Source organism: Streptococcus mitis, assembly GCF_001579045.1.
GTDB lineage: Bacteria > Bacillota > Bacilli > Lactobacillales > Streptococcaceae > Streptococcus > Streptococcus mitis_D.
On record NZ_KQ970261.1, the window covers coordinates 44,456 to 58,825 of the forward strand.

A 14,370-nucleotide genomic window follows, 5' to 3' on the forward strand; every position below is an offset into this window, starting at 1 on the left:
TACAAAGCCCGTAAAGAACACAGTGAAAATAGAAAACTCGGTGCAGACACCTTTAGCGTCAAGACGATGTTTATCTTTTTCACACAGTTCTTAGGGCGTGTTCACTTCCGCGAACAATGTATCTTCTCCTTTCTATTCGTCGCCTCACAGAGCGACATTAAATAAATTCTCCGACGATTTTTTAGAGAAACGATATTTTTCGATAAAAAATCTAGTGCAGGGAGTTTTTAGTTCGCCTGATAGCGACTAAAAGAAACGACCTGTCTTTCTATTCGGCAACTCTCGGGTTGCCATTAAATAAGATACAAAGGACGAATAGAAAGCGATTGAATTTTAGGAAACCAAGGAAGGATTGACAATCCAAATTGGTTTCTCTAAATTCCGAGCTTTCCGTCCGTGTTCAGTTACATAAATTCTCCGACGAGCTATCACTCGTTCTTAGTTTGATTGTTTAAAAGCTTCCATCATCTCGATAAACTCGTCAAATAGGTAGCTTGCGTCGTGTGGACCAGGAGCTGCATCTGGGTGATATTGAACAGAGAAAGCAGGTTGGTATCTGTGACGCACACCTTCAACTGACTTGTCATTGATTTCTTCATGGGTGATAATCAAATGCTCTGGCAAATCCTCACGGCTAACTGCATAACCATGGTTCTGACTGGTGAAGTCTACTCGTCCTGTTGCAATTTCACGTACCGCATGGTTGAATCCACGGTGACCAAATTTCATCTTGTAGGTCTTAGCACCATTTGCCATGGCGAAGAGTTGGTGCCCCATACAAATACCAAAGATTGGAATTTTTCCTTGCACACCACGAATCATGTCGAGTGCTTGGGGAACATCTTCTGGGTTACCCGGACCATTTGACAACATAACTCCGTCAGGATTGAGATGGAGAATTTCTTCCGCCGTTGTTGAATAAGGAACAACGGTCACATTACAGTTGCGTTTAGAAAGTTCACGTAGAATTGAGTGCTTGAGACCAAAGTCCACTAGCACTACACTCAAACCAACTCCTGGAGCTGGATATGATGTTTTAGTAGAAACTTGTTTGATATTGTCTGTCGGCAAGACTGTCGCTTGGAGCTGGTCCGTCACATGGTCCATGCTATCCCCAACATGGGTCAAGGTTGCACGCATGGTACCATGCTTACGGATAATCTTGGTAAGGGCACGCGTATCAATTCCTGAAATACCCGGAATTTTCTTGGCTTTCAAAAATTCATCCAAGGTCATTTGGTTGCGCCAGTTACTAGCTCTACGTGCCTCTTCGAAAACAACGACTCCCTTACAAGTTGGAATAATGGATTCGTAATCATCACGGTTAATTCCATAATTTCCTACCAAAGGATAAGTAAAGGTCAAGATTTGTCCATTATAAGACTGGTCTGTAATGGATTCTTGGTAGCCGGTCATGCCTGTATTAAAGACGATTTCGCCTGTTACATCAATATCTGCTCCGAAGGCCTTGCCTTCAAAAACTGTTCCATCTTCTAATACTAGAAGTCTTTTTGTCATATTTTCACCTCTCGTGGACGCTCACTGGCGTCTTTTAACGTCTTGTGTTTTAGTTGGCGTTTCTACTCGCCAATACGGATTCTAAGATTGCCATTCGAACAAAGACACCATTGGTCATTTGTTGGACAATCCGTGATTTTGGTGCTTCAACCAAGTGATCTGCGATTTCTACATCACGATTGACTGGAGCTGGATGCATAAGGATTGCTGTTTCTTTCAAACGGTCATAACGTTCTTGAGTCAAGCCATGTTGGGCATGGTAGTCTTCTTTTGAAAAGACAGCTCCACTTTCATGGCGTTCATGTTGCACACGGAGAAACATCATAACATCCACCTGATCAATGATTTCATCAATAGTTACAAACTGTCCATAGTCTGCAAACTCTTGACTTCTCCATTCATCAGGTCCAGCAAAGTAAAGTTCTGCACCTAAGCGTTTCAAAATCTGCATATTGGATTTGGCAACGCGTGAATGGTCCAAGTCACCTGCAATAGCAACCTTAAGACCCTCAAAGTGACCAAATTCCTCATAAATGGTCATCAAATCAAGCAAGCTCTGGCTAGGGTGTTGACCTGAACCATCTCCACCATTGATAATGGAAGTCGTAATCGTGGGACTAGCAATCAACTCTCTATAGTAGTCAACCTCTGGGTGGCGAATCACACAGACATCCACTCCTAGAGCAGATAAAGTCAAAATGGTATCATAAAGTGTCTCACCCTTATTGACTGAACTAGTCTTCACATCAAAGTCAATTCGCTCCAATCCCAGTTTAATCTCTGCCACTTCAAAGGACTTATGCGTCCGTGTAGAATCCTCAAAGAAAAGATTGGAAACAATCGGATGGTCTTCATAAGGAAGCTGAGCTCCGTTTTTGAACTCAATTCCTCGCTTGATTAATTTCATCACTTGATCGGCAGTGAGATCTTCCATGGACACCAAATGGTTCAATGCTTGTTGATTTTCTGACATGGCTACTCCTTTAGCTTTCTAAGCTTCTTCAGTAATCAGAACTCTGTCTTGGCCATCAAGTTCTGCCATCTCCACGATAATTTCTTCAGAACGACTGGTTGGGATATTTTTTCCAACGTAATCTGGACGGATTGGCAATTCTCTATGTCCACGATCGACGAGAACTGCTAAACTCACGCGCGCAGGACGACCATGACCTACAATATTATCAATAGCAGCACGGATGGTACGGCCTGTATAAAGCACATCGTCCACCAAGATAACTTCACGGTCTGTCACATCAACAGAAACCAAAGAAGTATCTTCTCCACTTTTAACATCATCACGGAAGGGTTTAGTATCCAATTCCACAACAGGAACTGAAAGATTTTCTAGCTGTTCCAAACGTTCTTGGATTCGGTGGGCGATAAAGACACCGCGAGTTTTAATACCAGCCAAGACGATTTTATTCAAATCTTTGTTGCGTTCGATAATCTCATAAGTAATACGCGTAATCGCTCGTTTGACGGTCAATTCGTCTACAACTTCTTTTGTCTTCATGACAAACCTCCAAAAAGAAAAGTCTCCTTAAACAAGGAGACTTGAAATGTACAGCCAAGCGAGCCCTACTGCAAACAGTATAGACTTCACCCTTCTACTTTATCACGCTCCTTGCCTGCCTCACGGGACAGGTTTAAAGGAATATTTAGTTATCAATTACTATAGCACAAAGCATGCTTAAAATCAAGCAAAAACTTTTGAAACCCCATTTTATAAATTGCTAAAATCATATAACTGTGGGTACTGGTCACACTCTGGATTTTTAGGATGACAAATGGCTCTTCCAAAATAAATCATGGCTTGATGGGCTGCTAACCATTTTTCAGGTGGTAAGATATCCATGACCCGCTTTTCCACCTCAAGTGGTGTCGCTGACTTTTTGACGATATCGTGGTGTTTGCAAATACGCTCCACATGAGTATCTACTGCAAAGGCTGGAATCCCAAAGCCCACACTCATGACAACATTGGCTGTCTTGCGACCAACTCCTGCTAGACTTTCTAATTCCTCTCGAGTCTGAGGCACTTGACCGTCAAAATCGTCTAGTAACTGTTGGGCACATTTTTTAAGGAATTTAGCCTTATTCCGATACAATCCCAAACGAGAAATGTGTGAGGCAATCTCACTCTCTGTCGCTACAGACATGGCTTGTGGAGTTGGAAAGGCAGCAAAGAGACCTGGCGTGACCTTATTTACCGCTGCATCCGTTGTCTGAGCTGACAACATGACCGCAACCAAGAGTTCAAAATGATTGGTGAAATCAAGACTAGGCTTGGCATCTGGAAAAAGAGCAATGATTTCTTCTAGCACTTTTCGTGCTCGTTTTTTTGACAAGACCATTATTCGTCTCCATCAAATAGTCCTTGTAAGCCAGCAAAAGGACTATTTTCTTCTTTCTTAACTGCCTGTTGGGCTTGGTATTCTTCCTCAGTCATGATTTGCCAGTCATTTCCTGACACAAATCCTTGACCAGCTTCTTCTTCAGCCGTCAAGACCTTGATAGGAATATTTAGTAGGATATTGTCTGACACGCTCTCAGCAAGGTCAAGTTCTCCATTTTCGATAGGCAAGACCAAATCATCGTCTAAAACTTCCTGATCTAGTTGGTTAGTTGCGCCTTCCATGAAAACTTCCGTGACTGGATACGATTCAACTAACTCAACTGGCTCCATACTGCGACTTGAAGCAAGAACAATGGTATAAGATAGTTGATAATCTAAGAAATACATACGGTCTTCGTACTGTACTTTCCCAACTGCAAGGATATCTTTTACATCTAAAATTTCTTGATTACGTGCACGCAGGTCTGCGGCTAGGTCTAACGTTTGTTCAAAATGCAAGCCTTCAGACTGCTTACGAATTTCTTGAATATTTAATTTCATACTTCCTCCATAAAGATTTACTCTCTTGATTATACCATGAAAAGGCTACAAATCAGCCCACCAAACTTTGTAATTAACATTCGATTTTTTAACATTTTTACTATGACATTTTTGTTTTTTATTGCTATACTACATCAGAGCAAGGAGGATGCCCACATGGAAGACAAAGAACTCATTACTAATGCTTATCCCTCGTATTTTAGAGCTTGGAATTTCCAGTTTTCTGTTGACAAAATATCCTGAAAGGTATAGGATAGAGGTACTAATACTCGGAGGTAAGGGAGACATGAACAACTAAGTCTATCAAATAAAGAACCTTTATTTAGTAGATCTTGTTTTTGTCTCTTTTTGTGTGCTCTTTTCATACTAGATTTTCTAGTATCTTGTCCCCATTGAAAATCAAAAAACTAGAAAGCTATGCTCCTCTTGGATTGGGTTAGGCAACTCCAAGCTAGTTTGACAAGTTTTTCAACGAGGATAATAGAGTTTTGACAGTGACTTTGGGCTCTACTAGATAAAGTAGAGCTTTTTGTTATGCACTATCGACATTCTAGAAAGGGCAATCATATGATAAAAATCAATCACCTGACCATCACACAAAACAAAGATTTACGAGACCTTGTAGTCGACTTAAGCATTACTATCCAAGACGGAGAAAAGGTAGCTATTATTGGCGAAGAAGGAAATGGCAAATCAACCTTACTTAAAATTGTAATGGGAGAATATTTGTCTGATTTCACTATCAAGGGAGATATCCAGTCTGACTATCAGTCACTGGCCTATATTCCTCAAAAACTTCCCGAGAAGCTGAAAAAGAAAACTCTACACGACTACTTCTTTTTAGATACTATTGATTTAGATTACAGTGTCCTCTATCGTTTAGCTGAGGAATTGCATTTTGATAGCAATCGTTTCGCAAGCGACCAAGAGATTGGCAGTCTATCAGGGGGCGAAGCTTTGAAAATTCAGCTCATCCATGAGTTATCCAAACCCTTTGAGATTCTATTTTTAGATGAACCTTCAAATGACCTAGACCTTGAGACGGTTGATTGGCTAAAAAGTCAGATTCAAAAGATTCGGCAAACTGCTATTTTCATCTCCCATGATGAGGACTTTCTTTCTGAAACGGCAGACACTATTGTCCACTTGCGACTGGTCAAGCACCGTAAAGAAGCGGAAACACTAGTAGAGCATTTAGACTATGATCGCTATAGTGAGCAGAGAAAGGCTAATTTAGCCAGACAAAGCCAGCAAGCTGCTAACGACCAAAGAGCCTATGATAAAACCATGGAAAAACATCAACGAGTTAAGCAAAATGTAGAAACTGCGCTTCGAGCTACTAAAGATAGTACTGCCGGTCGCCTATTGGCTAAAAAGATGAAAACTGTCCTCTCACAAGAAAAACGCTACGAAAGGGCAGCTCAGTCCATGACCCAAAAGCCACTTGAAGAGGAAGAAATCAGACTTTTCTTCTCAGACATCCAACCATTACCGGCTTCTAAAGTCTTAATCCAACTGGAAAAAGAAAATTTGTCCATTGGCGACCGAGTTTTGTCTCAGGAACTACAATTAACTATCCGTGGACAAGAAAAAATCGGTATTATCGGCTCAAATGGTATTGGGAAATCAACTCTATTAGCCAAGTTACAGCAACAACTAATTGCGAAAAAAGAAATTTCGCTTGCTTTTATGCCACAAGATTACCACAAAAAACTACAATTGGAGCTATCTCCAGTAGACTATCTAAGTAAAACTGGGGAAAAAGAGGAACTTCAGAAAATCCAATCTCACCTAGCTAGTCTCAATTTCAGTTATCCGGAAATGCAGCATCAAATTCGCTCCTTATCTGGCGGGCAACAGGGTAAACTCCTGCTTTTGGATTTAGTCTTGCGCAAACCAAACTTTCTCCTGCTGGATGAACCCACACGAAACTTTTCTCCCACTTCTCAACCCGAAATTAGAAAACTCTTTGTCACTTATCCTGGTGGTCTCATCACTGTTTCGCATGACCGTCGTTTCTTAAAAGAGGTCTGTTCGACTATCTATCGCTTGACAGAACACGGTTTGGAGGTCGTTAATTTAGAAGATGTATAAATTTGCAACATAGCAGATAGGTGGGGCAAAAACACAATTTTAGGAGAAGAGAAAGTAAATCTTCCCATAATAAAACGCATAATATCAAGTTTTTTTGCACACCGGATATTATGCGTTTTTCAGATTTTAAAGGCTTTTTCCCCAGCCTTCATTTTACATATGTTTTAAACGTTCAATCCGTTCTGAGATAGGTGGGTGGGTATAAAATAGTTTTTGGAACCCTCCCCCTTTCTTGGGATCATTGATATAAAGTGCACTGCTGGCATCATCGACAGGACGACTCATGGGTTTACTATTATCCAACTTACGTAGAGCATTAATCATTCCTTGAGGATTGCGCGTCAACTCGACACTAGAAGCATCAGCTAGGAATTCCCTCTGACGAGAAATAGCTAGTTGCACCAAGGTTGCAGCGAGAGGTGCCAGCACAATAGCTAGTAGTGAAACCACGAGCATAATGATTTCTAAGCCATTTCCATCTCGATCATCGTCACTTCGTCTGCGACCTGCACCACCCCACCACATCATACGACCTGCCATACTAGAAAGCATAGTGATAGCACTGGCCAGGGCAACAGCAATAGTCGAAATACGGATATCGTAATTACGAATATGACTGACTTCATGGCCCATAACAGCTTCTAGTTCTTCACGATTCATGATAGCTAGGAGACCTGACGTCGCAGCAACCGCTGCGTTTTGAGGGTTAGAACCTGTCGCAAAGGCATTTAAGGCTGGATCATCAATGATGAAAACACGGGGCATGGGAATCTGAGCCACCATAGCCATATCTTCTACTACATGGTAGAGGTCTGGTGCCGTTTGTTCATCAACCTCACGCGCCCCGTTCATGGACATGACAATCTCTGTCGATTGAAAAATCATGGACAAGGCATAGATAAAGCCGATAATCAGTGCGATAACCAAACCACCAAGCCCAGACCGCATAAAGAGGTAACCAACCGCATAGCCAACAAGAGCTAAGAGTAGGAAAAATACCAGCAACAAAATCCACGTTTTTCGTTTATTGCTTGCAATTTGATCAAACAACATCTTAGTCACCTAAACCGCTAAAATCAACTTTAGGAACTGCCTTTTCCTCTTCTGGTGTTTGAAGGAAATCTGCTGCTTTAAATCCAAACATTCCAGCGATAATATTGCTTGGGAAAGTTTCTAATTTTACATTGTAGTTGCTGACAACACTGTTATAGAGTTGACGAGAGTAAGAAATTTTATTTTCTGTATTGGTCAACTCCTCTTGCAATTTAACAAAGTTTGCACTAGCTTTCAAATCTGGATAGCTTTCTGCAACTGCAAAAATACCTGAAACCTGACGAGTAAGGGCATCACTAGCTTTCATAGCTTCTGCTGGTGAAGTCGCTGCTGCCACTTGGTTACGCAGTTCTGCCACCTTTTCAAGGGTAGAACCTTCATACTTAGCATAACCTTTTACAGTTTCAATCAAGTTTGGCAAGAGATCATTTCGACGTTTCAATTGAACATCAATTTGACTCCAAGCCTCCTTTGTTTGCATACGATTCTTAACCAAACCGTTATAGCTAACAATCACGAAAATAACAATAAGAGCGAAAACTCCAAGAATAATCCAAGTCATGATATAAGTCCTTTCTACTTTTAGATTAGTACCAGTATATCAAATTTTTAATGATTGTGGTAAAATAAGATGATACTAAAGAAGGAAATAACTATGAAACCAGAAACATTTTACAACTTGCTTGCCGAGCAAAATCATTCACTTTCGGACCAGCAAAAAAAACAATTTGAACGTTATTTTGAACTCTTGGTCGAGTGGAATGAAAAGATTAATTTGACGGCTATTACAGACAAGGATGAAGTTTATCTCAAACATTTTTACGATTCGATTGCACCTATTCTGCAAGGCTTGATTCCCAATAAAAATATCAAACTGCTTGATATCGGAGCTGGGGCAGGATTCCCTAGTCTGCCGATGAAAATCCTCTATCCTCAGTTAGATGTGACCATCATTGATTCGCTCAATAAGCGCATCAACTTCCTCCAACTTTTGGCTCAAGAACTGAATTTGGAAGGTGTTCACTTCTACCATGGACGTGCCGAAGATTTTGCCCAAGACAAAAACTTCCGTGCTCAATATGATTTTGTAACAGCTCGTGCTGTAGCCCGTATGCAGGTCTTGTCTGAATTGACAATTCCTTACCTTAAAGTTGGCGGAAAACTATTGGCACTCAAGGCTAGCAATGCTCCTGAGGAATTATTAGAAGCTAAGAATGCCCTCAACCTCCTTTTTAGTAAGGTCGAAGACAATCTCAGCTACGCTCTACCTAATGGAGATCCGCGCTACATCACAGTGGTGGAAAAGAAAAAAGAAACCCCAAATAAATATCCAAGAAAGGCTGGCATGCCCAACAAACGCCCGCTTTAAATTTTTAAGTAAAAAAATATTTACAAAAGTCAACCTCGCTCTTTTATTTTCAGGCTCGGGAAAAAATGATTTACAAAATCAGCCTCGCTCTTTTATTTTCAGGCTCGGGAAAAAATGATTTACAAAATCATTTTTTTCTGCTATACTATCACAAGCAAAGGTTTTTAATGTCATCCCGTGAGGTGACGAAGACGTAGAAATATTTGAAACTCTTTAAAGTCTAGATTTTAAAGAAGTCTTACTCTGAGGGCCTATTGCTGTAAAATAATGGGCTCTTTTTGATGCCCAAAAGTGAGGTTTATATGAAACAAGAATCAACTGTTGATTTGTTACTAGACGTTGACCAACGTCCTTCAGCTGGAAAAGGAATTCTCCTTAGCTTCCAACACGTTTTCGCCATGTTTGGTGCGACCATCTTGGTACCCTTGATTTTGGGAATGCCTGTATCTGTTGCCCTTTTTGCTTCGGGTGTTGGAACACTCATCTACATGATCGCAACTGGTTTTAGAGTTCCAGTTTATCTAGGATCATCATTCGCCTTTATCACAGCTATGTCGCTAGCTATGAAGGAACTAGGAGGGGATGTATCAGCTGCACAAACAGGGGTTATCCTTACAGGTTTTATCTATGTCCTTGTCGCTGCTGGTGTTCGTTTTGCAGGTACAAAATGGATTGATAAACTCTTGCCACCAATCATCATCGGACCTATGATCATCGTTATCGGTCTTGGACTTGCAGGTTCAGCTGTTACTAACGCTGGTCTTGTAGCGGACGGAAATTGGAAAAATGCTCTTGTAGCCGTTGTTACTTTCTTGATTGCTGCCTTTATCAATACTAAAGGAAAAGGATTCCTACGAATCATTCCATTCCTCTTTGCCATTATCGGTGGTTACCTCTTCGCTCTAACCCTTGGCTTGGTTGACTTTACACCAGTTCTTAAAGCTAACTGGTTTGAAATTCCTGGTTTCTACTTGCCATTTAGTACTGGTGGTGCCTTTAAAGAGTACAGTCTTTACTTCGGTCCAGAAACCATCGCTATTTTGCCAATCGCTATCGTAACAATTTCTGAACATATCGGGGACCACACAGTATTAAGCCAAATCTGTGGTCGTCAATTCTTGAAAGAACCGGGTCTTCACCGTACTCTTCTTGGTGACGGTATCGCAACTTCTGTTTCTGCCTTCCTTGGTGGACCAGCCAATACAACTTACGGAGAAAATACAGGGGTTATCGGTATGACTCGTATCGCTTCTGTCTCAGTTATCCGTAACGCTGCCTTCATCGCGATTGCCCTTAGCTTCCTTGGTAAATTTACTGCCTTGATTTCAACTATTCCAAACGCTGTACTTGGTGGTATGTCAATTCTTCTCTATGGTGTTATCGCAAGCAACGGTTTGAAAGTCTTGATCAAAGAACGTGTAGACTTCAGTCAAATGCGTAACCTCATCATCGCAAGTGCTATGTTGGTCCTTGGACTTGGAGGAGCTATCCTTAAACTCGGTCCAGTTACCCTTTCAGGTACTGCCCTATCAGCCATGACAGGAATCATCTTGAACTTGATCTTGCCATACGAAAATAAAGACTAAGAGTCTAAACATATCAAAAACCGAGCATTTCCAATTACGGAAGTGCTCATTTTTCTTCTTTCTAAAAAAGGAAAGCCCTGCGGCCTTCCTTGTCTTACTTGCGTTTTTTCTTCGCTTTCTTCATTTTGTTAGCCATGCGTTTCATGGACTGTTTCATGGCAAATTCACCGATTTTACCTTTGAGTCCGCCACCAAACATCTGGCTCATATCTGGCATTCCTGCTCCTCCGAGAGCGGATAAGTCAGGCATACCACCTTGTCCCATCATGCCTTCAAGGGCAGACACATCCATTCCTCCCATATTTGGCATATTTTTAGGAAGGTTGTTTGGATTGATCCCCATTTGCTTCATCATTTTGTTCATATCCCCAGACATAACTCCTTGCATGAGTTGTTTAGCCTGGTTAAAGTCCTTAATGAATTTATTAACTTCGACAAATGTATTTCCAGAACCTGCGGCAATACGACGGCGACGGCTTGGATTTAACAAATCTGGATTTTCACGCTCTTCAGGTGTCATGGAAGACACAATGGCACGTTTGCGAGCAATCTGACGCTCATCTACCTTCATGTTTTGAAGGGCTGGATTGTTGGCCATACCTGGAATCATCTTGAGCAAGTCTTCCATTGGCCCCATGTTTTGCACCTGATCCAACTGATCAATGAAATCATTGAAATCGAAGGTGTTTTCACGCATCTTCTCAGCCATTTCAAGTGCTTTTTGCTCATCGTATTCCTGAGAAGCTTTCTCAATCAGAGTGAGCATATCCCCCATGCCAAGGATACGGCTAGACATACGGTCTGGGTGGAAGGTCTCAATATCTGTAATCTTTTCACCTGTACCAGTGAACTTGATTGGTTTTCCAGTAATATGACGAACAGATAGAGCAGCACCACCACGAGTATCGCCATCAATCTTGGTAAGGATAACCCCAGTCACTTCCAACTGATCATTAAACTCACGCGCAACATTGGCCGCTTCTTGACCAATCATGGCATCAACGACGAGCAGAATTTCGTTTGGTTGAGCCAATGCTTTCACGTCACGAAGCTCATTCATCAGAAGCTCATCAATCTGCAAACGACCTGCCGTATCAATCAAGACATAGTCATTATGATTAGCTTGGGCTTGTTCCAAACCTTGACGAACAATCTCCACAGCTGGAACCTCTGTACCAAGAGCGAAAACCGGCACATCAATCTGTTGTCCCAGAGTTTTCAACTGGTCAATAGCCGCAGGACGGTAAATATCCGCCGCAATCATCAAAGGACGAGCATTTTCTTCCTTCTTGAGTTTATTGGCCAATTTACCAGCAAAAGTTGTTTTACCAGCCCCCTGCAAACCAACCATCATGATGATTGTAGGAATCTTAGGTGACTTGATAATTTCTGCCGTATCAGAACCTAAAACGTCTGTCAGTTCCTCATCAACGATTTTGATAATCTGTTGCGCAGGATTAAGGGTATCAATGACCTCATGCCCGACTGCACGCTCACGAACTTTCTTGATAAAGTCCTTTACAACAGGCAAGGCAACGTCGGCTTCAAGCAAGGCCAAGCGAATCTCTTTGGTTGCCTCTTGAACATCAGATTCAGAGATTTTTCCTTTTTTACGTAGATTTTTAAAGACGTTCTGCAAACGTTCTGTTAAACTTTCAAATGCCATTTTTCTTCCTCTTATTCTCTATTATCAATACTTGTTAAAATTTCTATCTGCTCCTGCAGAAAGTCATCCTTGGGATAGCGCTCCAAAATCTGGTCAAAAATCTGACTGCGGACAATGTAGTCCGAGTACATGTGCAATTTCATCTCATAATCTTCCAGAATCTTTTCTGTCCGCTTGATATTGTCGTAGACAGCCTGACGACTGACACCAAACTCCTCGGCAATCTCAGCAAGGCTGTAATCATCAGCGTAGTAGAGCTCGATATAATTCATTTGCTTATCTGTCAAAAGCGCCGCATAAAATTCAAAGAGCGCATTCATACGATTGGTTTTTTCGATTTCCATAACTTTTATTATACCAAAAATTAGCCTAATCTACCACATTAGGAAGCCAATCCGAGAAGATAGCCAGGTAAATTTGAAAAAGACCTAAGCCTAGCCCCAAGTAATTTCCAATTGATAGCTGGCAAAGGGATGTCCCTCTTGATTTTGTAGTTGATAATCTAGTTCAATCTTTTGCCCATCAACTTCATAGCGACTGGTTTGGATAACAAATTCCTGCATGCCCATTGGTGTAGGAATGTAGGCTAAACTATCACTATCCTTTAGAAAGCGCATAATGGTCTTGGGATTTGAAAAACGGCTCATCACCAGTTCTTGACCATGAAATTTAATCACTACTTTTTCCTTTTCCTCATTATAGAAAAGCAGATAGCTATAATCTCCCTTCTCATGCACTTCAACATCATATAGCTGGTCAATCACTTCCAACTGTTCATCAAACTGAATCGTATTTCGCATCCGAATCTTCACATCAGGTCCTCTTTCTTCTCTCTTGTCCTACTATTTTACCAAAAACTCTAGCTTTTTGCTATAATGGTCATATGAACGAAAAAGTATTCCGTGACCCAGTTCACAACTACATCCATGTCAATAATCAAATCATCTATGACTTGATTAATACAAAAGAATTTCAACGTTTGCGTCGCATCAAACAACTGGGAACTTCCAGTTATACCTTCCACGGTGGGGAGCACAGCCGCTTCTCCCACTGTCTAGGCGTCTATGAGATTGCTCGACGTATCACAGAGATTTTTGAAGAAAAATATCCTGAGGAATGGAATCCTGCCGAGTCCCTCTTAACCATGACCGCTGCTCTCCTCCATGACCTTGGACATGGTGCCTACTCCCATACTTTTGAACATCTCTTTGATACCGATCATGAGGCCATTACCCAGGAGATTATCCAAAGTCCTGAAACGGAGATTCACCAAGTCCTGCTACAAGTGGCGCCAGATTTTCCAGAAAAGGTTGCCAGTGTCATCGACCATACCTATCCTAACAAGCAGGTCGTGCAACTCATTTCTAGCCAGATTGATGCGGACCGCATGGACTATCTCTTGCGCGACTCCTATTTTACAGGAGCATCCTATGGAGAATTTGACCTGACTCGCATCCTCCGAGTCATTCGTCCTATCGAAAATGGTATCGCCTTTCAGCACAACGGCATGCATGCCATCGAAGACTACGTCCTCAGTCGCTACCAGATGTATATGCAGGTTTATTTCCACCCAGCAACTCGGGCTATGGAAGTTCTCCTACAGAATCTTCTCAAGCGCGCCAAGGAACTCTATCCTGAAGACAAGGACTTCTTTGCCCGAACTTCTCCACACCTCCTGCCATTCTTTGAAAAAAATGTGACCTTGTCTGACTATCTAGCTCTGGATGATGGTGTGATGAATACCTACTTCCAACTCTGGATGACCAGTCCTGACAAGATTCTCGCAGATTTGTCGCAACGCTTTGTCAACCGTAAGGTCTTTAAATCCATTACCTTTTCACAAGAAGACCAAGACCAACTCGCTAGCATGAGAAAATTGGTTGAGGACATCGGCTTTGATCCCGACTACTATACTGCTATTCATAAGAACTTTGACCTCCCTTATGATATCTATCGTCCCGAATCTGAAAATCCGCGGACACAGATTGAGATTTTACAAAAGAATGGAGAACTGGCCGAACTCTCTAGCCTGTCTCCTATCGTCCAATCCCTTGCTGGCAGTCGACACGGAGATAATCGTTTCTATTTTCCAAAGGAAATGTTGGACCAAAACAGTATCTTTGCTAGCATTACCCAGCAATTTTTACACTTGATTGAGAACGATCATTTTACCCCAAATAAAAACTAAA

General features: G+C 41.6%; 14 protein-coding genes. 4 read left to right on the forward strand and 10 right to left on the reverse strand.

The features are described from left to right. Positions 1-438 precede the first annotated feature (438 nt). The 5 genes from SMIDD28_RS00190 to SMIDD28_RS00210 all read right to left on the reverse strand — a co-directional run bounded on the left by SMIDD28_RS00190 (position 439) and on the right by SMIDD28_RS00210 (position 4,413). The gene (locus SMIDD28_RS00190) at positions 439-1,518 is read right to left on the reverse strand and encodes a carbamoyl phosphate synthase small subunit (RefSeq protein WP_000166853.1); all 1,080 of its coding nucleotides are present in this window, start codon (positions 1,516-1,518) and stop codon (positions 439-441) included. A gap of 49 nt (positions 1,519-1,567) precedes the next feature. After that, positions 1,568-2,491, reverse strand: a complete 924-nt coding sequence (locus SMIDD28_RS00195; RefSeq protein ID WP_061423844.1) for an aspartate carbamoyltransferase catalytic subunit — start codon at positions 2,489-2,491, stop codon at positions 1,568-1,570. An 18-nt stretch (positions 2,492-2,509) separates the two neighbouring features. Continuing rightward, positions 2,510-3,031 (reverse strand): bifunctional pyr operon transcriptional regulator/uracil phosphoribosyltransferase PyrR, encoded by a 522-nt coding sequence (gene pyrR / locus SMIDD28_RS00200; RefSeq protein ID WP_000850023.1) that lies wholly within the window; start codon positions 3,029-3,031, stop codon positions 2,510-2,512. A gap of 210 nt (positions 3,032-3,241) precedes the next feature. Further along, positions 3,242-3,871: an endonuclease III gene (gene nth / locus SMIDD28_RS00205; protein WP_000244454.1), complete on the reverse strand. Its 630-nt coding sequence runs from the start codon at positions 3,869-3,871 to the stop codon at positions 3,242-3,244. Then, positions 3,871-4,413, reverse strand: a complete 543-nt coding sequence (locus SMIDD28_RS00210) for a YceD family protein (protein WP_000773212.1) — start codon at positions 4,411-4,413, stop codon at positions 3,871-3,873. The genes nth and SMIDD28_RS00210 overlap by 1 nt, the downstream gene beginning before the upstream one ends. A gap of 534 nt (positions 4,414-4,947) precedes the next feature. Between SMIDD28_RS00210 and SMIDD28_RS00215 the strand changes: the two genes are divergently transcribed. Beyond that, complete coding sequence (locus SMIDD28_RS00215) at positions 4,948-6,507, forward strand: ATP-binding cassette domain-containing protein (protein ID WP_061423845.1); 1,560 nt, start codon at positions 4,948-4,950, stop codon at positions 6,505-6,507. A gap of 153 nt (positions 6,508-6,660) precedes the next feature. On the opposite strand, the gene htpX is transcribed toward SMIDD28_RS00215, so the two are convergent. Both htpX and SMIDD28_RS00225 read right to left on the reverse strand, forming a co-directional pair. Then, positions 6,661-7,560 (reverse strand): zinc metalloprotease HtpX, encoded by a 900-nt coding sequence (gene htpX, locus SMIDD28_RS00220; RefSeq protein WP_033687100.1) that lies wholly within the window; start codon positions 7,558-7,560, stop codon positions 6,661-6,663. 1 nt (position 7,561) lies between these two features. Further along, on the reverse strand, positions 7,562-8,122 hold the full coding sequence (locus SMIDD28_RS00225; RefSeq protein WP_061423847.1) for a LemA family protein: 561 nt from the start codon (positions 8,120-8,122) through the stop codon (positions 7,562-7,564). 93 nt (positions 8,123-8,215) lie between these two features. Here SMIDD28_RS00225 and rsmG point away from each other — a divergent pair, with 93 nt between their 5' ends. Then, positions 8,216-8,929: a 16S rRNA (guanine(527)-N(7))-methyltransferase RsmG gene (gene rsmG, locus SMIDD28_RS00230; RefSeq protein WP_061423849.1), complete on the forward strand. Its 714-nt coding sequence runs from the start codon at positions 8,216-8,218 to the stop codon at positions 8,927-8,929. Positions 8,930-9,231: 302 nt separating this feature from the next. Then, the gene (locus SMIDD28_RS00235) at positions 9,232-10,515 is read left to right on the forward strand and encodes a uracil-xanthine permease family protein (RefSeq protein WP_061423851.1); all 1,284 of its coding nucleotides are present in this window, start codon (positions 9,232-9,234) and stop codon (positions 10,513-10,515) included. Positions 10,516-10,609: 94 nt separating this feature from the next. Here SMIDD28_RS00235 and ffh read toward each other — a convergent pair whose 3' ends face one another. The 3 genes from ffh to SMIDD28_RS00250 all read right to left on the reverse strand — a co-directional run bounded on the left by ffh (position 10,610) and on the right by SMIDD28_RS00250 (position 12,993). Continuing rightward, positions 10,610-12,181 carry a signal recognition particle protein gene (gene ffh, locus SMIDD28_RS00240; protein ID WP_061423853.1) on the reverse strand — a complete coding sequence of 524 codons (1,572 nt, stop codon included), beginning with the start codon at positions 12,179-12,181 and terminating at the stop codon, positions 10,610-10,612. An 11-nt stretch (positions 12,182-12,192) separates the two neighbouring features. Then, positions 12,193-12,525 (reverse strand): putative DNA-binding protein, encoded by a 333-nt coding sequence (locus SMIDD28_RS00245; RefSeq protein ID WP_000402066.1) that lies wholly within the window; start codon positions 12,523-12,525, stop codon positions 12,193-12,195. A 90-nt stretch (positions 12,526-12,615) separates the two neighbouring features. After that, positions 12,616-12,993: a YwiB family protein gene (locus SMIDD28_RS00250; RefSeq protein ID WP_078156127.1), complete on the reverse strand. Its 378-nt coding sequence runs from the start codon at positions 12,991-12,993 to the stop codon at positions 12,616-12,618. Positions 12,994-13,064: 71 nt separating this feature from the next. On the opposite strand from SMIDD28_RS00250, the gene SMIDD28_RS00255 reads away from it, so the two are divergent. Beyond that, positions 13,065-14,369, forward strand: coding sequence for an HD domain-containing protein (locus tag SMIDD28_RS00255; protein WP_061423854.1), 1,305 nt, complete (start codon positions 13,065-13,067; stop codon positions 14,367-14,369). Position 14,370: the final 1 nt, after the last annotated feature.